This is a genomic window from Brachybacterium sp. p3-SID957, from assembly GCF_025144775.1.
Classification (GTDB): domain Bacteria; phylum Actinomycetota; class Actinomycetes; order Actinomycetales; family Dermabacteraceae; genus Brachybacterium; species Brachybacterium epidermidis.
Window position 1 is genome coordinate 22,053 of sequence record NZ_JALXKT010000002.1, and the last position, 16,437, is coordinate 38,489.

The following is a 16,437-nucleotide window of genomic DNA, read 5'->3' on the forward strand; positions in this document are numbered from 1 at the left end:
GCTCCGCGCCCGCGTCAGGGCATCGGCACGGCGTGGAACACCGCGTCGATGATCTGCTCGGGCTTGATCCCGCTGGCCAGGGCGTCGAAGGTGAGCACCAGGCGGTGTCGCAGCACGCCGTAGCGCATGGCGCGGACGTCGTCCGGGGTGACGTAGTCCCGCCCGTGCAGGAGGGCATGGGCCTGCCCCACCCGCATCAGGGCGAGGGAGCCTCGGGGGCTGGCGCCCACCCGCACCGACTGGGTGAGGTTGGGCACCGGTCGGGGCCCGGAGCCGCGGGTGGTGAAGACCACGTCGATGATGTACCGCTTGACCGCGGGGTCCACGTAGACGGCGTCCACCATCTCCTGGAGGAAGCGGATGTCCTCGAGGCTCACCGCCTTCACCGCCTTGCGGGGCCCCGTGAGACTGCCCGCGGTGGAGCGGTCCAGGATCTCGTGCTCCTCGGCGGGGCGCGGGTAGGTGAGCACCTCCTTCATCAGGAAGCGGTCCATCTGGGCCTCGGGCAGCACGTAGGTGCCCTCCTCCTCGATGGGGTTCTGGGTGGCCAGCACCATGAACGGCTCGGGCAGCCTGTGGATCTCGCCGCCGATGGAGGTCTGGCGTTCCTGCATCGCCTCGAGCATCGCCGACTGGGTCTTGGCCGAGGAGCGGTTGATCTCGTCCAGCAGCACCACGTTGGCGTGCACCGGCCCCAGCTGGGTGGTGAACGTGCCGGAGCCGTAGTTGAAGATCTGCGTGCCGATGATGTCGTTCGGCATCAGGTCCGGGGTGCACTGGATACGGGAGAAGGAGCCGGTGATCGCGGAGGCCAGCGCGCTGGCGGCCGTGGTCTTGGCCAGACCGGGCACGGACTCCAGCAGCACGTGGCCACCGGCGGCGAGCGAGGTGAGCAGGCTCAGCCGCAGGTTCTCCTGCCCCACCACGCGGGACTGGAACACCTCGGTGATGGTGCGCACGATTTCGGCGGAGCGCTCCATGTCGGCCGGGGCGATCGAGGCGGTGGACGGTGCGAAGGAGCCGGCGCCGCGCTGGGGCCCGCCGCTGTGGCCCCGACCGGGCTGATCGGAGGGCGCGCCAGGCGCACCGGGGCGGGCGGGCTGCTGGTTCGGTGGCTGGCTCATCTGCTGCGGCTCCCCCGTCGGCGGACTGTTCGGTGAACGGTGCCCGTTCCTCCCCCGAGGACGGTCGGCGTCCGGCACCGGGACGGAGCACGGGGCACCGAGGCGATACTAGCCGCTGTCGCACCACGGGGCGGGCAGGATGCGGTCTGTACCTGGCGACGACGATGAAACAATGCCGAGGTGCATGCCGATCGTTTCGACCGCCCCACCCCGCCGGTGGCTCCCACCGCCCCCGGTCTCAGCGTAGACGAGCTCGGTCGTGGGACCTTCGCGGTGGCCGCACCTCGGGCCGGCCACGTGGACCTCTGCATCCAGAGCGGGAGCACCGAGGTGCGCCGACGCCTGCGCCACTACGACGGCGGTCTGCGCTGGGACCACGTCACCGGGATGACGCCCGGCACCCGCTACGGCCTGCGGGTGCACGGGCCGTGGAACCCCGAGGCCGGGCTCTACGGGAACCCTCGCAAGCTGCTGGTGGATCCCTACGCCCGCGGCATCTCCCACGCCTCTCCCCTGCTGAGCTCCTTCTTCGCCCATGAGGTCGACGCGATGCTCGACCCGGTGGGCGAGCAGCTGGTCCCCAGCGGCCAGGACGACGCGGAGACGGCGGTGTGGTCGGTGGTCACCAGCGACCGCTTCGACTGGCAGGGCGATCTGCGCCCCCTGGTGGACTGGGCCGAGACCGTGCTGTACGAGCTGCACGTCAAGGGCTTCACCCGGCTGCATCCGGACGTCCCGGCCGAGCAGCGCGGCACCTACGCCGGGCTGGGCCATCCCGCCGTGACCGGCTACCTGCGGGACCTGGGTGTGACCACCGTCGAACTGCTGCCGATCCACGCGGCGATGGACGAGCCGCACCTGACCCGGCTGGGCCTGACCAACTACTGGGGCTACTCGAGCCTGTCGTTCCTGGCGCCGGAGCCGGGCCTGGCCACGGCGGCCGCCCAGCGTGCGGGCGCCCAGGCCGTGCTGGACGAGGTCAAGACCATGGTGCGCAGCCTCCACGCGGCAGGCCTGGAGGTGGTGCTGGACGTGGTGTATAACCACACCGCCGAGGGCGGGGCGGGCGGGCCGTCCCTGTCCCTGCGGGGGCTGGACAACCGCGAGTACTACTGGATGGACCACGGATCCTTCCTGGACGTCACCGGGACCGGCGGCACCCTCGACCCGCGCTCGGTGCACGTGATGGACCTGATCCTCAGCTCCCTGCGGTACTGGGTGGAGGAGGTCCACGTCGACGGGTTCCGCTTCGACCTGGCCGCCACCCTGGGCCGCGACGAGCGCGGCTTCCGTCCCGACCACCCGCTGCTGCGCGCCATCGCCACCGATCCCGTGCTGCGACGGGTCAAGCTGATCGCCGAGCCGTGGGACGTGGGCACCGGCGGCTGGCAGACCGGCAGCTTCCCCGCCCCGTTCGCGGAGTGGAACGACTCCTTCCGGGACGACATCCGTGCCTTCTGGCTGTCCGACCGTGCGGTGCGACGGCGCCACGGCACCGATGCCGTCGGCGGGGTGCGCGATCTGGCCACCCGCCTGACCGCCTCCAGCGACCTGTTCACAGCGCGCGATCCCGAGAACCTGCCGGCCGGCCGCTCCCTGCGCTCCCCGTGGGCCTCGGTCAACTTCGTCACCGCCCACGACGGTTTCACCCTCCACGACCTCACCACCTACGAGGTCAAGCGCAACGAGGCCAACGGCGAGGACAACCGCGACGGCACCGATGACAACCGCTCCTGGAACCACGGATTCGAAGGGGAGCCGGAGGGCCACGACGACGAGGCCGGCGCCCTGCGGGCGGCCCGCCGGCGCACGGCCCGCGGGATGCTGGCCACCCTGCTGCTGGCCTCGGGCACCCCGATGCTCACCGCGGGCGACGAGTTCGGCCGCAGCCAGCGCGGCAACAACAACGCCTACTGCCAGGACAACGAGATCTCGTGGGTCCACTGGGACCTGCGCCCGGAGGACCGCGCCCTGCGGGACTCGGTCAAGGCACTGCTGCGGCTGCGTGCCGAGCACCCGCAGCTGCGCAGCCCCCACTTCCTGCGCCCGGCCGATCCCCACGCCCTGGATGCGGGGCAGGTGGCCTGGTTCGGGGCCGACGGCATCGGCATGGAGCACGCCGACTGGATGGACCCCTCCCAGCACCTGCTGGCGATGCTCCGCCCCGGGGTCCCGGGCCCGGGCGGCACCGAGCACCTGCTGATCGTGATCTCCACCGAGGCCCAGCGGGTGGAGCTCACGCTGCCGTCGGCGCCCTGGCCCGAGGGCCCCACGCGCGTGCTGTTCGACAGCGCGCTGGAGGACCAGGGGGACCTGCCCACCGGGCCGGTCCAGGGCGGGCGCGTGCCGATCGGTCCCGGAAGCGTGATCGTGCTCGGGATCACCCCGGTCGAGCGGCTATCGTGAGAACCGCCAGGACGACCTCACCGCAGGCAGGAGCAGACATGCCCGAGCCCATCGCCCCCGGACGCCGGCCCGTCCCCTCCCGGACGCCGCAGCAGCGCGCCACGCCATCCCGGCCCGAGACTTCCCGACCCGAGACTTCCCGACCCGAGACCTCCCGGCCCGCGGGACTCGACGCCGGCATCGGCCGCATCCCGATCATGGATGTCTCCCCGGTCGTGGACGGCGGGCGCTTCCCCGCCTCCTGCGTCGAGGGCGAGACGGTCCCCGTCCGCGTCAACGCCTTCCGCGAGGGACACGACGCGATGGGCGTGCAGGTGGTGCTCACCGCTCCTGACGGCAGCGAGCAGGTGCGCCGCCTGGAGAGCGTGAACCCGGGCCTGGACCTGTGGGAGACCACCGTGCGGCCGGGGGCCACCGGCCACTGGTCCTTCCGCGTGGAGGCGTTCTCCTCCCCCTACGACACCTGGGTGCACACCGCCGAGGTGAAGATCCCCGCCGGTATCGACACCGCGCTGGTGGCCGCGGAGGGCGTCCAGGTGCTGGAGCGCGCCCTGGCGGAGATCACCGAGGGCACCCGCCCCGAGGCCGACGGTCCCCGCCTGCGAGCCGCGATCGGCAGCCTGCGCGACACCTCGCTGTCACCCTCCGGCCGTGTGAGTCCGGCCCTGGCGGCGGATCTGCGCGGCGTCATGCATGAGCGACCGCTGCGGGAGGGAGTCACCGTCGCGGGCCCGTACCCGCTGGTCGTGCACCGGAAGCTGGCCCTGTTCGGCTCCTGGTACGAGTTCTTCCCCCGCTCCGAGGGTGCCCGTTTCGACCCCGAGCAGGGCGGGTGGGTCTCCGGCACGCTGGCCACGGCCGCGGAGTCCCTGGACCGCATCGCCGACATGGGCTTCGACGTGGCCTACCTGACCCCGATCCATCCGATCGGCACCACCTTCCGCAAGGGCCGCAACAACACGCTGGACCCGCGCGAGGGCGATCCCGGCTCGCCCTATGCGATCGGCTCCCCCGACGGCGGGCACGACGCGATCCATCCCGACCTGGGCACCATGGAGGACTTCGATGCCTTCGTGGCCCGCGCCAAGGAGCTCGGGCTCGAGGTGGCGATGGACATCGCCCTGCAGTGCTCCCCGGACCACCCGTGGGTCACCGAGCACCCCGAGTGGTTCGTGATCCGTCCCGACGGCACCATCGCCTACGCCGAGAACCCCCCGAAGAAGTACCAGGACATCTACCCGCTGAGCTTCGAGGCCGACTACGAGGGCCTGTACACCGCCATCCGGGACATGCTCGAGCTGTGGGTGGAGCACGGGGTGACCCTGTTCCGGGTGGACAACCCGCACACCAAGCCCGTGCGCTTCTGGCAGGAGCTGCTCGAGGAGTTCGACCGCACCCACCCCGAGGTGATCTTCCTGGCCGAGGCCTTCACCCGGCCCACCATGATGCACACCCTCGGCAAGGTCGGCTTCCACCAGTCCTACACGTACTTCACCTGGCGCCACTCCCCCGTCGAGCTGAGGGAGTACCTCGAGGAGCTCGCCGCCTCGGCGCACTACATGCGCCCGAGCTTCTGGCCCACCACCCACGACATCCTCACCCCGTTCATGACCGGGGGCGGGCGCCACGCCTTCGTGCTGCGGGCGATCCTGGCGGCCACCCTGGTGCCCACCTGGGGCATCTACTCCGGCTACGAGCTGGTGGAGGACGTGCCGCGGCCCGGCGCCCAGGAGCAGATCGACAACGAGAAGTACGAGTACAAGCCGCGCGACTACGCCGGGGCCCTGGCTCGGGGTGAGAGCCTCGAACCGCTGCTGCGGGACCTGAACCGGATCCGCCGCGAGCACCCCGCCCTGCAGTCCCTCACCTCCATCCGCTTCCACACCGCGGACGACCCGCAGGTGCTGGTGTTCTCCAAGCACCTGGAGGCGGAGGAGACCGGCACCGGCACGGCGGACACCGTGCTGGTGGTCTCGCTGACTGAGCACGACCGCGACGCATGGACCACCCTCCACCTGAATCCTGCGGCGCTGGGCGTCGGCGAGGAGTTCGAGGTCGAGGATCTGCTCACCGGTGAGCGCTTCACCTGGAACCGCGACCCGTATGTGATCCTGAGCGCCGCCGACCGGCCCGCCCATGTCCTGCGCGTCATCCATCCCGAGGAGGAACGAGATGCCTGAGACCCCCGACCCCACCACCCCGAGGGGCCCGCAGCGTCCCTCCGCACCCGCGGGCCCGGTTCAGTCCGCCCTCCAGGCGCACTCCGCACCCCAGGCACCGTCGGTCGACGAGCCCGCCGGTTCCATCAGCGGTCCCCGGGTGATGCCGCTCGGCGAGCACGAACTGGGCTCGGCCGCCACCGGCAGCTACCACGACCCCCACTCGGTGCTGGGCGCCCACCAGTACGAGGGAGGCGTCACCGTGCGCACCCTCAAGCCCTTCGCCCATGCCGTTGAGGTGCTCACGGCCGACGGCGCCGCGCACCCGATGCAGCACGAGTACGACGGGGTGTGGGTGGCCGCGATCGACGTCGCCGCCCTGACCTCCTACCAGCTGCGCGTCGTGTGGGAGGAGGGCGCGGACCCGGTCGTCCTCGAGGAGCCGTACCGCTTCTGGCCCACCCTGGGCGAGCTGGACCTCCATCTGATCCGTGAGGGTCGCCACGAGGAGCTGTGGCGCGCCCTGGGCGCCCACGTGCGCACGGTGGAGGACGTCGAGGGCACCAGCTTCGCGGTGTGGGCCCCGAGCGCCCGCGCCGTGCAGGTGGTGGGCTCCTTCAACGGCTGGGAGGGGCGCAGCCACTCCCTGCGCTCCCTTGGCGGCTCCGGCGTGTGGGAGCTGTTCGTCCCCGGCATCGGAGACGGCGAGGTGTACAAGTTCCGCATCCTGGGCTCCGACGGCGTGTGGCGCGACAAGGCCGATCCGATGGCCCGTCTGGCCGAAGTGCCCCCGGCCACCGGCTCCGTCGTCACCACCAGCGACTACGAATGGAAGGACGACGCCTGGCTGGCCGCCCGCGCCGAGAGCGACGCGGTCGCCTCGCGGATGTCGATCTACGAGGTGCACCTGGCCAGCTGGCGCCCGGGGCTCGGCTACCGGGAGCTGGCCACCGAGCTGGTGGACTACGTGACCGACATGGGCTTCACCCACGTGGAGTTCATGCCGCTGGCGGAGCACCCCTTCGGCGGCTCCTGGGGCTACCAGGTCACCGGCTACTACGCACCCACCTCGCGCCTGGGCTCGCCGGATGAGCTGCGGCACCTCATCGACACCCTTCACGCCGCCGGCATCGGCGTGATCATGGACTGGGTGCCCGCGCACTTCCCGAAGGACGAATGGGCACTGGCGCGATTCGACGGCGGCCCGCTGTACGAGCACGCCGATCCGCGCAAGGGTGAGCACCCCGACTGGGGCACCTACATCTTCGACCTGGGCCGCGAGGAGGTGCGCAACTTCCTGGTCGCCAACGCCTGCTACTGGCTGGAGGAGTTCCACGTGGACGGCCTGCGGGTCGACGCGGTGGCCTCCATGCTGTACCTGGACTACTCCCGCAAGGAGGGCGAGTGGATCCCCAACCGCCACGGCGGGAGGGAGAACCTCGAGGCGATCGACTTCCTGCAGGAGGCCAACGCCACCGCCTACAAGCGCGCCCCCGGCATCGTGATGATCGCCGAGGAGTCCACCTCCTTCCCCGGCGTCACCCGTCCCACGGACGTGGGCGGGCTGGGCTTCGGCTTCAAGTGGAACATGGGTTGGATGCACGACTCCCTGGTGTATCTGGGCGAGGACCCGATCAACCGCCAGTACCACCACGGCGAGCTCACCTTCTCGATGGTCTACCAGTACTCCGAGAACTTCGTGCTGCCCATCAGCCATGACGAGGTGGTCCACGGCAAGGGCTCCCTGCTGCGCAAGGCCCCCGGGGACGACTGGCAGCAGGCGGCCTCGCTGCGCACCTTCCTGGCCTACCAGTGGACCCATCCGGGCAAGCAGCTGCTGTTCATGGGCTCCGAGTTCGGCCAGGGCACCGAATGGTCCGAGCAGGCGGGCCTGCCCTGGTGGCTGCTGGAGTACCCGCTGCACCGCGGTGCCCAGCAGCTGGTCAAGGACCTCAACGCCCTCCAGGCGGAGTTCGATGCCCTGCACCAGCTGGACCAGGACCCGCAGGGCTTCGAGTGGCTGATCGGGGACGACGCCGGCCACAACACGCTCTGCTTCGTTCGCCGCAACCGCGCCGGGGACCCGGTGGTGGTGGTGCTGAACTTCTCCACCGAGCCGTGGCACGACTACCGCGTGCCGATGCCGGAGGGCGGGGCCTGGCTCGAGGTGCTCAACTCCGATGCCCCCGTCTACGGCGGCAGCGGCGTGGGCAACCTCGGCAAGGTGCACGTCGAGCAGGTGCCGATGCACGGCCGGGAGCATTCGGTGCGGCTCACCGTTCCGCCGCTGGGTGCGGTGGTGCTGGCACCGGAGCGCCTGCGCCGCGGCTGAGGGCGCACTCACGGAACCGAGCAGAACGGCCCGGATCCCCTCGCGGGGTCCGGGCCGTTGCCTGTGCTGCGCAGTCCGCCGCGTGGCGGGGAAGGCGCGTCAGTACAGCAGGTTCGCCAGGCGCTTGCGGGCGGCGGCCACGCGAGGATCGCCCGAGCCGGCGATCTCGAACAGCTCCAGCAGGCGGGCGCGCACCGCGTCCTTGGTCTCCTGATCGGCGCCGCGCAGCAGGTCCAGCAGGCGCCCGAACGCGTCGTCGACGTGACCGCCCAGCATGTCGACATCGGCGGCCAGCAGCTGCGCCTGGAGGTCCCGCGGGGAGTTCGCGGCGTCCGTGCGCACGCTCTCGAGGTCCACGCCCTGGGTGCGCCGCATCAGCTGCACGGTGGCCAGCCCGGCCTTCGCCTCCGCATCGGCCGGGGTCTGGTCGAGCTGCTTCTCGAAGGCGGTGACGGCCGCATCGAAGTTCCCGGCCTCGATGGCCTCGTAGGCCTCGGCCACCAGGGGCGGCAGCGGCTCCTCGGCGGGCGTCTGCGCGGCGTCCTGCCCCTCGGCCTCGGGCAGCTCCATCCCCTGCTGACGGGCCACGTCGAGGATCTGGGTGAGCAGCGGCTCGATCTCGCTCAGGGGGAGCACGGCCTCGGCGATCGGCTGCACCTGCCCCATCAGCAGCAGCATCAGGGTGGGCAGCTGCTGCACGCGCAGTGCTGCGGCGACCCGCTGCTGGGTGTCGGCGTCCACCGTGGCCAGGCGCAGGGCACCGCCCTTGGCGTCCACCGCGCGGCGCATCGCGTCCAGGTACGCCTGGCCTTCCGGCACGCGGGAGCTGGTCACCAGCAGCAGGGTGGGGATGCGCTGGGAGTCTGCCACCAGCTGCTCGAGGCCCTGCTCGGTGACCGCCACCTCATGGGTACCGGGCGCCGAGCTGCCCGCGGCGCCACCGCTGCCGGCGGCCGCCCCGGTGGGCTTCTTGAGGTAGGCGAGGTCGATGATGCCGTAGGGATCGGTCACGTGTGTGCTCCTTGAACGGTCGGTGATGGCACCAGTCTAGGGAGAAGCGGGCTCAGCTCCCGCTCGCACCGAGCGCGGACTGGGTGCCTCCGATGGGCTGGATCTGGGTGCCCGCATCCGCCGGCGGGATGTACATCGCCACCGTGGTGCCGTACTGACGCACGTAGGTGTCGGTGAACTCCTTCTTCCCGATCAGCTTGGTGTACTTGTTGTCCTCGTCGTAGCTCATGGTGGCGCCGTCCTTCACGTTCACCTTGCGGTTGGACATCAGGGTTGCCATCACGATGGCGCCGCCGTCGTCGGTGCGCAGGCCGGCGAACTCTCCGTCCTTGACCGTGTACACCTCCTTGATGGTGGCGGCCTCGTCCCACTCCACGCCGGCGTTGAGCTCGGCACGCTCGGCCTGGATGCGCTCATGGGTGGCGGTCTGGAAGGGGTTGGGGGCCAGCAGGTCGTCGGGATCGGCGTCGTCGCCGTCGCTGAGCACCTTGGCGTACAGCGCGAGGGCCTCGGCCGGGGTCCTCAGCAGCCCCGACTCGTCCGCGGCCACGGGCTCTGCGCCCACTCGCTGGTCGGGGACCATCGGCATGTCGACGCCCACGGCCTGCTGTGCCCATCCCCAGGTGGTGTACGGGGACCGGGCGTCGTTCTGCTGCAGCACCATGAAGTAGGGCACGCCCTCCTCGACCGAGTCGGCGACCAACGCGATCGCCACCCGCGGGAACGCCTCGCCCACAGAGGTCATGGGGACGATCAGCTCCTTGCCGGGGTGCTTGAGATCCGCGGCCCACTCCTCGGCCTTGGCGATCATGCCGTAGGCCGCGGTGCGGAACTCCGCCGCGGAGCCGGTCACGCGCGGCGCCAGCAGTGCCGCATCACGGGCCTCGTCGGCCGCTGCCACAGCGTCATGGATCTCGGTCACGAAGGTCTCGAACTGCCCCTCCCCCGTCACCGGGGTGGGCTCGGCCAGGGTGGGGCCCGTGGGCGGAGCCGCGGGGGGCTCCGGCTCGGATGCGCAGGCGGCCAGCACGGCACCGGCCACCAGGGTGCCGGTGCCGAGCAGCAGGCCTCGGCGGCCCAGCGGCGATGGCGCCGCCTCGGGAGCGGGGGACACGGGCGGCTCGGCAGCGTGCATGGGGCAGTCCTTGCTCGGTGAGTGGTCAGCGGTCGGGGTCATCAGCGCACCTCCGCCGGGTGCGAGCCGCCCTCGTCGGTCCCGTCGGTGCCGCCGTCCTCAGAGGCGGCCTGCGGGTCGATGCGCTCGGTCTGCGGCTCGGTGCGCTCCGTCCTCGGGAACCGGGGCGGGTCCGCACCGGCGGCAGCAGCGGGTGCCACCGCGGCCGCAGGCTCGTCGGCCTCCTCGATCGGCTCGTCCTCGTCCTCACGGCGACGGGTGCCGGCGGAGACCACCAGCAGGACCAGTCCGATCACGGCGAGGGTCGCACCGCCCGCGTACGCGTAGGGGACCCACTCGTTCTTGGCGTCCACCGGCCAGGTGATCGAGATGGACTCCGCACCGGGGGCGGTGCCGTCGGTCACCACCAGGATCGCGCGGTACATCTGCTCGTTGGGCGCGTGCTCCTGTGCGGCGAACTCGGCCACGTCGAGGGTCGCCGGGCTGGGGGAGGTGTCCACGGTGCGCCACAGGTCGGACTCGGTGGGGGCGGGCAACTCGGCCGACCCCTCGGGGTTCACCTCTTCGGTGGTGATGGTCTGCCAGTCGGACAGGCCCGTCACCCGCGTGTAGCGAGAGTCGCCCAGCCAGGCCTCGATGTCGCCGTTCGGAGCGGTGATCAGGGAGACCTCGGAGGCACCGGTGATGGTGACCTCGCCCTCCCGCCCTCCGACGTACAGCACACCGGGGTCGATCAGCACAGCGGGACCGGGATCGCTCAGCTCGACGGTGGCGGTGCGCTCCGTGGCGGGAGCCCAGACGGTCTCCCCCAGCCTGCCGAGCACCAGTCCCGCCACGCCGAGCAGCACCAGCAGGACGGCAAGGACGCGTTGCACGATGGTTCTTCTCCTTGGGAGCGTGCCGGGTTCCTTCCCCGACGGCGGACCTTCCCACGATACGATCGGCCCCCGCGACCGAACAGGGGGACGTGAGCAGGTGCACCCGCCCACGGATGCCGTACTCTGGCCGGGTGCGTCTCGTGGTTGCCCGTTGCTCCGTCGACTACACCGGTCGGCTCACCGCTCATCTGCCCCTGGCACCGCGACTGCTGATCCTCAAGGCCGACGGCAGCGTCCTGGTCCACTCCGACGGCGGCAGTTACAAGCCGCTGAACTGGATGACCCCGCCGTGCACGCTCACCACCACCCGCCGCAGCGACGACGAGATCGCCGATGATCCCGAGGGTGAGTGGATCGAGCAGTGGGACGTGGTGCACGACAAGAGCGGCGATCGGCTGCGGGTGCGCCTGCACGAGGTCTTCGAGGACTCCAGTCATGAGCTGGGCGTGGACCCGGGGCTGCGCAAGGACGGCGTCGAGGCGCACCTGCAGGCCCTGCTGGCCGAGAACATCGACACCCTGGGCGCCGGCTGGACCCTGGTGCGACGCGAGTACGCGACCGCCATCGGCCCGGTGGACATCCTTGCCCGTGATCCGGAGGGACGGGCGGTGGCCATCGAGATCAAGCGGCGCGGCGAGATCGACGGCGTCGAGCAGCTGACCCGCTACCTCGACCTGCTCAACCGCGATCCCCTGCTCGCGCCCGTGCGCGGCGTGTTCGCGGCGCAGGCGATCAAGCCCCAGGCGAAGGTCCTGGCCGGCGACCGCGGCATCGACTGCGTGACCCTCGACTACGACGCCCTGCGGGGCATCGACGACGTGGAGTCCCGCCTGTTCTGACCACCTCACAACCCCCGCAGCACCGTCACAGGAGAGCCATGGCCCCCGCTGAGCCCGCTGACGCCGACCACTCCGTGCCCGAGCCCGGCCCGGAGAGCGCCTCCCTGCAGGCGGAGCTGGCACTGCACGGCACCGCCGTCCTGGAACGGGGCGTGGTGCCGGGAGCACTGGTGCTGCTGGGCGACGGCGAGATCCTCTGGTCGGGACCTGCGGTCCAGGCGCCGCAGCACAGCGCCCGGCGCACCGTCCGGCACGACGGGCTGATCCTGCCGGGTCTGGTGGACATCCACTGCCACGGCGGCGGTGGGGCGTCCTTCCCGGACGCCTCCGGGCCCGAGCAGATGATGGACGCCGTGCGCGAGCACCGCCGCCACGGCACCACCTCCCTGGTCGCCTCCTTGGTCACCGCCTCTCCCGACACGCTGCGGCAGCGGGTGGCGGACCTGGCGCAGCTCGCGGCCGACGGGGAGATCGCGGCCATCCACCTGGAGGGTCCGTTCATCTCCGAGGCCCGCAAGGGCGCCCAGAACCCCGAGCACATCACCGGCGGCGACGCCGAGCTGGTGCGTGAGCTGGCGGCCATCGCCGGCGGTGCTCTGGCCACCACGACCATCGCGCCCGAGGCGGAGGACGCGGGTGCGGTGATCACGGCGCTGGCGGAGTGCGGGGCGATCCCGTCGCTCGGCCACACCGACTGCACCAGCGCCGAGATGACCCAGGGCGTCGAGCTCTCGCTGCAGGCCCTGCAGCGCGCACGCGGCCGCTCCGCGCTGCCCACCGCCACTCACCTGTTCAACGGCATGCGCCCCATCCACCACCGTGACCCCGGCCCCGCGCTGGCCTGCCTGGACGCCGCCGCGCGCGGGCAGATGGTGGTCGAGCTGGTGGCCGATGGCGTGCACCTGGACCACCGCACCGTCGCGCACGTGTTCGCGGTGGCCGCGGAGGACCACGTGATGCTGGTGACCGACGCGATGGCCGCCGCCGGGATGGCGGACGGTCAGTACAGCCTGGGCGCGCAGGACGTCACGGTGGCGGGCGGTGTCGCCACCCTCACCCACGGCGGCTCGATCGCGGGCGGAACCGCTCACCTGCTGGACGTGCTGCGCCACACGGTGCTGGGCTCGGGAGTGGACCTGGTGCCGGCCGTCCGTGCCGCCACCGCGGTCCCCGCCCGGGTGCTGGGGCTGCAGGAGCGCATCGGGTCCCTCACCTCGGGGTGCCGTGCGGATGTGCTGCTGGTGGACGCGGAGTTCCACCCGGTGACGGTGCTGCGCGCCGGCGAGGAGATCTGAGCCGCGGCTCAGTCCGCGTCCCCGATGACCATCCCGGTCGGTGCCGCTTCCAGCCAGGAGTTCAGAGCCGCCCCGGCAGGGAGGTCCACGATCGCCTGGAGCTCCTGCCCGTTGCGCAGGTGGAACACCACCAGGCAGGCGTCCTCGTCACCATCGACCTGCGCCGGCAGGCGCCTGCGGGTCATCTCCGCGATGTCGGCCCGGCGGATCACCGCCGAGGGCGACAGCCGCATCGAGAAGGCCCGGAACCACCGCACCCGATCCGTGCCGAAGCGCATCAGGCCGCGCTGCCAGCTCTCGGGTCCGGTCAGTCCGCGCCTGCGCAGCGTGCAGTCGAAGGCGCCGCGCTGACGGGAGACGAACAGCTGCCGCCCGATCACTGCCGCCGCCAGCACGACGAAGAGCACCCCGATCCCCACCAGGAGGACCGGGATGCTCAGCTCGGGCATGGATGCGCGGTACGGGTCAGCGCCCGGAGCCGCCGACGCGCTCCGCGTCGTCCACGGCGATGGTGACCACATCGCTGTCGACGGAGACGAAACCGCCGACCACGTCGCGCTCGGTGACCTCACCGCTGTCGGCGATGATGCGCACCAGACCGCGGTCCAGCACCGCCAGCGTGGGCTGCATCTGCGGCAGGATGCCCATCGAGCCGTCGGCCGCGGGCACCACCACCTGGGCGGCGCGACCGGACCACACGGTGCGGTCGGCCGTCACGAAGGTGACCTCGAGGGTGCTCACTGACCGAGCTCCTTCTGGATCCGGTGGTGGGCCTCCATCACCATGTCGATGCCGCCCACGTTGAAGAACGCCTGCTCGGGGATGTGGTCGAACTCGCCGTCGCAGATCCCCTTGAAGCCCTCGATGGTGTCGCGCAGCGGCACGTCGGAGCCGTCCACACCGGTGAACTGCTTGGCGATGTGGGTGTTCTGGGACAGGAACTGCTGGATGCGGCGGGCCCGCGAGACGGTGACCTTGTCCTCCTCGGACAGCTCGTCCACGCCCAGCATCGCGATGATGTCCTGCAGCTCCTTGTTGCGCTGGAGGACCTGCTTGACGCGCACCGCGGTGTCGTAGTGGTCCTGCCCGATGTACCGGGGGTCCAGGATCCGCGAGGTCGAGGACAGCGGGTCGATGGCCGGGTACAGGCCGCGCGAGGCGATCTCACGGGAGAGCTCGGTGGTGGCGTCGAGGTGGGCGAACGTGGTGGCCGGGGCCGGGTCGGTGTAGTCGTCGGCCGGCACGTAGATCGCCTGCATCGAGGTGATGGAGTGGCCGCGGGTGGAGGTGATCCGCTCCTGCAGCACGCCCATCTCGTCGGCCAGGTTGGGCTGGTAGCCCACCGCGGAGGGCATGCGGCCCAGCAGGGTGGAGACCTCGGAGCCCGCCTGGGTGAAGCGGAAGATGTTGTCGATGAACAGCAGCACGTCCTGGCTCTGCACGTCGCGGAAGTACTCCGCCATGGTCAGGGCCGAGAGCGCCACGCGCAGGCGGGTGCCCGGCGGCTCGTCCATCTGGCCGAAGACCAGGGCGGTCTTCTCGATCACGCCGGACTCGGTCATCTCCTCGATGAGGTCCCAGCCCTCGCGGGTGCGCTCGCCCACGCCGGCGAACACGGAGACGCCGTCGTGGTTGTTGGCCACGCGGTAGATCATCTCCTGGATCAGCACCGTCTTGCCCACGCCGGCGCCGCCGAACAGGCCGATCTTGCCGCCCTGCACGTACGGGGTGAGCAGGTCGATCGACTTGATGCCGGTCTCGAACATCTGGGTCTTGGACTCGAGGTCGTCGAAGTTCGGGGCCTTGCGGTGGATCGGCCAGCGCTCCTCCACCTGGAAGGTGGCGGCGTCCCTGTTCAGGGGCGTGCCGGTCACGTCGAACACGGTGCCCAGGGTCACGTCACCCACGGGCACGGAGATCGGGGCGCCGGTGTCGTTCACGGACTGACCGCGCACCAGGCCGTCGGTGGGCTTGAGCGCGATCGCGCGCACCATGCCGTCACCCAGGTGCTGCGCGGTCTCGAGCCACAGGGTGCGCGTGCCCTCGCCCTCACCGCTGAAGCCGATCTCGGTGTTCAGCGCGTTGTAGAGGTCGGGGATCTGCCCCGGGGGGAACTCGATGTCGACGACGGCACCGGTGACGCGGGCGACGCGGCCGGTGCCACCGGGCGTGGTGGTCTCGGTGGTGGCGGGGGCGGTGGTGGTCATGTCCGTACTCTCCGTGGGTATGGCGGGCGAGAGGGCTCGCGGCGGGATCTCGGGTGGTCCGTGGTTCTCAGCGTTCGCTGCGTCCGGAGCCCGACAATGCGTCGGCACCGCCGACGATCTCGGTGATCTCCTGGGTGATCTCCGCCTGACGGGCGGAGTTCGCCAGTCGGGTGAACTTGTTGATCTGGGTCTCGGCGTTGTCCGTGGCGGTCTTCATGGCTCGCTGGCGGGAGGCGTGCTCGGAGGCCATCGACTGCAGCAGGATGTTGATGATCCGCGACTCGACGTAGCGCGGGATCAGCTGCTCCATCACGGTGTCCGGATCCGGTGTGAAGGCGTACAGCGGGTAGCTGGGCCGCGCCTGGCCCGGGTCCGCGTCGACCACGCCCATGGGCACCAGGCGCACGGACTTGGTGCGCTGCTGGAAGCGGCTCTCGAACTGCGTGCCCACCACGTACAGCTCGTCGATGTGCTGCTCGAGGTCCTCGCTCAGCAGGTCCTCGGTGACGACCTTGGCGATCTCGCGCCCCAGCTCCGGCAGCTCGGACTCCTTGTAGGGCGTCCAGGAGCGGTGCGGCTCGCGGTTGCGGAAGCGGTAGTAGCTGTCGCCCTTGCGCCCCACCACGTACATCACCGGGGTCTTGCCCTGGTCGCGCAGCAGGTTGGCGAGCTGCTCGGCTCCGCGGATGGCGTTGGGCGAGTAGGCCCCGGCCATGCCGCGGTCCGAGGTGATCAGCAGGATCCCCACGCGGCCATTGACATCGCGCTCGGACTGCAGGAAGGGGTGGTCGATCTCATCGGAGTGCGTGGCGACCGATCCGATGGCCGCGGTGATCGCCTCGGCGTACGGGGTGGTGGCCCGCACACGGGCATGGGCCTTGGAGATGCGCGCGGCCGCGATCATCTCCTGGGCCTTGAAGATCTTCTTCATGCCCTGCGCGGACCTGATCCGCTGCTTGTAGACCCTCTGCTGGGCTCCCATGTCTCTCCTCGTGCGCCCTGGATGCATCCGTGGCCCGTGCGCCGCCCGCCGGAGCGGGCGGCGGCGACG

The 16,437-nt window shown here is 71.2% G+C and carries 13 protein-coding genes; 5 read left to right on the forward strand and 8 right to left on the reverse strand.

Annotated features, from left to right (window positions below):
- Nucleotides 1–14 precede the first annotated feature (14 nt).
- Nucleotides 15–1,124 (reverse strand): AAA family ATPase, encoded by a 1,110-nt coding sequence (locus tag M3B01_RS00495; protein ID WP_396123318.1) that lies wholly within the window; start codon nucleotides 1,122–1,124, stop codon nucleotides 15–17.
- A 180-nt stretch (nucleotides 1,125–1,304) separates the two neighbouring features.
- Between M3B01_RS00495 and glgX the strand changes: the two genes are divergently transcribed.
- The 3 genes from glgX (at nucleotide 1,305) to glgB (ending at nucleotide 8,021) form a co-directional block, all read left to right on the forward strand.
- The gene (gene glgX, locus M3B01_RS00500; RefSeq protein ID WP_259788887.1) at nucleotides 1,305–3,530 is read left to right on the forward strand and encodes a glycogen debranching protein GlgX; all 2,226 of its coding nucleotides are present in this window, start codon (nucleotides 1,305–1,307) and stop codon (nucleotides 3,528–3,530) included.
- 197 nt (nucleotides 3,531–3,727) lie between these two features.
- Nucleotides 3,728–5,710, forward strand: coding sequence for an alpha-1,4-glucan--maltose-1-phosphate maltosyltransferase (locus M3B01_RS00505; RefSeq protein ID WP_396123320.1), 1,983 nt, complete (start codon nucleotides 3,728–3,730; stop codon nucleotides 5,708–5,710).
- Complete coding sequence (gene glgB / locus M3B01_RS00510) at nucleotides 5,703–8,021, forward strand: 1,4-alpha-glucan branching protein GlgB (RefSeq protein WP_259788889.1); 2,319 nt, start codon at nucleotides 5,703–5,705, stop codon at nucleotides 8,019–8,021. The genes M3B01_RS00505 and glgB overlap by 8 nt, the downstream gene beginning before the upstream one ends.
- A gap of 99 nt (nucleotides 8,022–8,120) precedes the next feature.
- Here glgB and M3B01_RS00515 read toward each other — a convergent pair whose 3' ends face one another.
- Genes M3B01_RS00515 through M3B01_RS00525 form a run of 3 tightly spaced genes read right to left on the reverse strand, consistent with a single transcriptional unit; the run spans nucleotide 8,121 to nucleotide 11,042 of the window.
- Nucleotides 8,121–9,032, reverse strand: coding sequence for a co-chaperone YbbN (locus M3B01_RS00515; protein WP_259788890.1), 912 nt, complete (start codon nucleotides 9,030–9,032; stop codon nucleotides 8,121–8,123).
- A gap of 52 nt (nucleotides 9,033–9,084) precedes the next feature.
- On the reverse strand, nucleotides 9,085–10,209 hold the full coding sequence (locus M3B01_RS00520) for a hypothetical protein (RefSeq protein ID WP_259788891.1): 1,125 nt from the start codon (nucleotides 10,207–10,209) through the stop codon (nucleotides 9,085–9,087).
- Nucleotides 10,209–11,042 carry a hypothetical protein gene (locus M3B01_RS00525; RefSeq protein ID WP_259788892.1) on the reverse strand — a complete coding sequence of 278 codons (834 nt, stop codon included), beginning with the start codon at nucleotides 11,040–11,042 and terminating at the stop codon, nucleotides 10,209–10,211. The genes M3B01_RS00520 and M3B01_RS00525 overlap by 1 nt, the downstream gene beginning before the upstream one ends.
- Before the next feature lie 134 nt (nucleotides 11,043–11,176).
- On the opposite strand from M3B01_RS00525, the gene nucS reads away from it, so the two are divergent.
- On the forward strand, nucleotides 11,177–11,884 hold the full coding sequence (gene nucS, locus M3B01_RS00530; protein ID WP_259788893.1) for an endonuclease NucS: 708 nt from the start codon (nucleotides 11,177–11,179) through the stop codon (nucleotides 11,882–11,884).
- A gap of 38 nt (nucleotides 11,885–11,922) precedes the next feature.
- Nucleotides 11,923–13,179 carry an N-acetylglucosamine-6-phosphate deacetylase gene (locus tag M3B01_RS00535; protein ID WP_259788894.1) on the forward strand — a complete coding sequence of 419 codons (1,257 nt, stop codon included), beginning with the start codon at nucleotides 11,923–11,925 and terminating at the stop codon, nucleotides 13,177–13,179.
- Between the two features lie 8 nt (nucleotides 13,180–13,187).
- Here M3B01_RS00535 and M3B01_RS00540 read toward each other — a convergent pair whose 3' ends face one another.
- The 4 genes from M3B01_RS00540 to M3B01_RS00555 all read right to left on the reverse strand — a co-directional run bounded on the left by M3B01_RS00540 (nucleotide 13,188) and on the right by M3B01_RS00555 (nucleotide 16,368).
- Nucleotides 13,188–13,628, reverse strand: a complete 441-nt coding sequence (locus tag M3B01_RS00540; protein WP_259788895.1) for a DUF2550 domain-containing protein — start codon at nucleotides 13,626–13,628, stop codon at nucleotides 13,188–13,190.
- Between the two features lie 16 nt (nucleotides 13,629–13,644).
- On the reverse strand, nucleotides 13,645–13,920 hold the full coding sequence (locus tag M3B01_RS00545; RefSeq protein WP_259788896.1) for a F0F1 ATP synthase subunit epsilon: 276 nt from the start codon (nucleotides 13,918–13,920) through the stop codon (nucleotides 13,645–13,647).
- Entirely contained in the window at nucleotides 13,917–15,386 is a 1,470-nt protein-coding gene (atpD, locus tag M3B01_RS00550) for a F0F1 ATP synthase subunit beta (protein WP_259788897.1), read from the reverse strand. Before atpD ends, M3B01_RS00545 begins: the two co-directional genes overlap by 4 nt.
- 67 nt (nucleotides 15,387–15,453) lie before the next feature.
- Complete coding sequence (locus M3B01_RS00555) at nucleotides 15,454–16,368, reverse strand: F0F1 ATP synthase subunit gamma (RefSeq protein WP_259788899.1); 915 nt, start codon at nucleotides 16,366–16,368, stop codon at nucleotides 15,454–15,456.
- Between the last annotated feature and the right edge of the window lie 69 nt (nucleotides 16,369–16,437).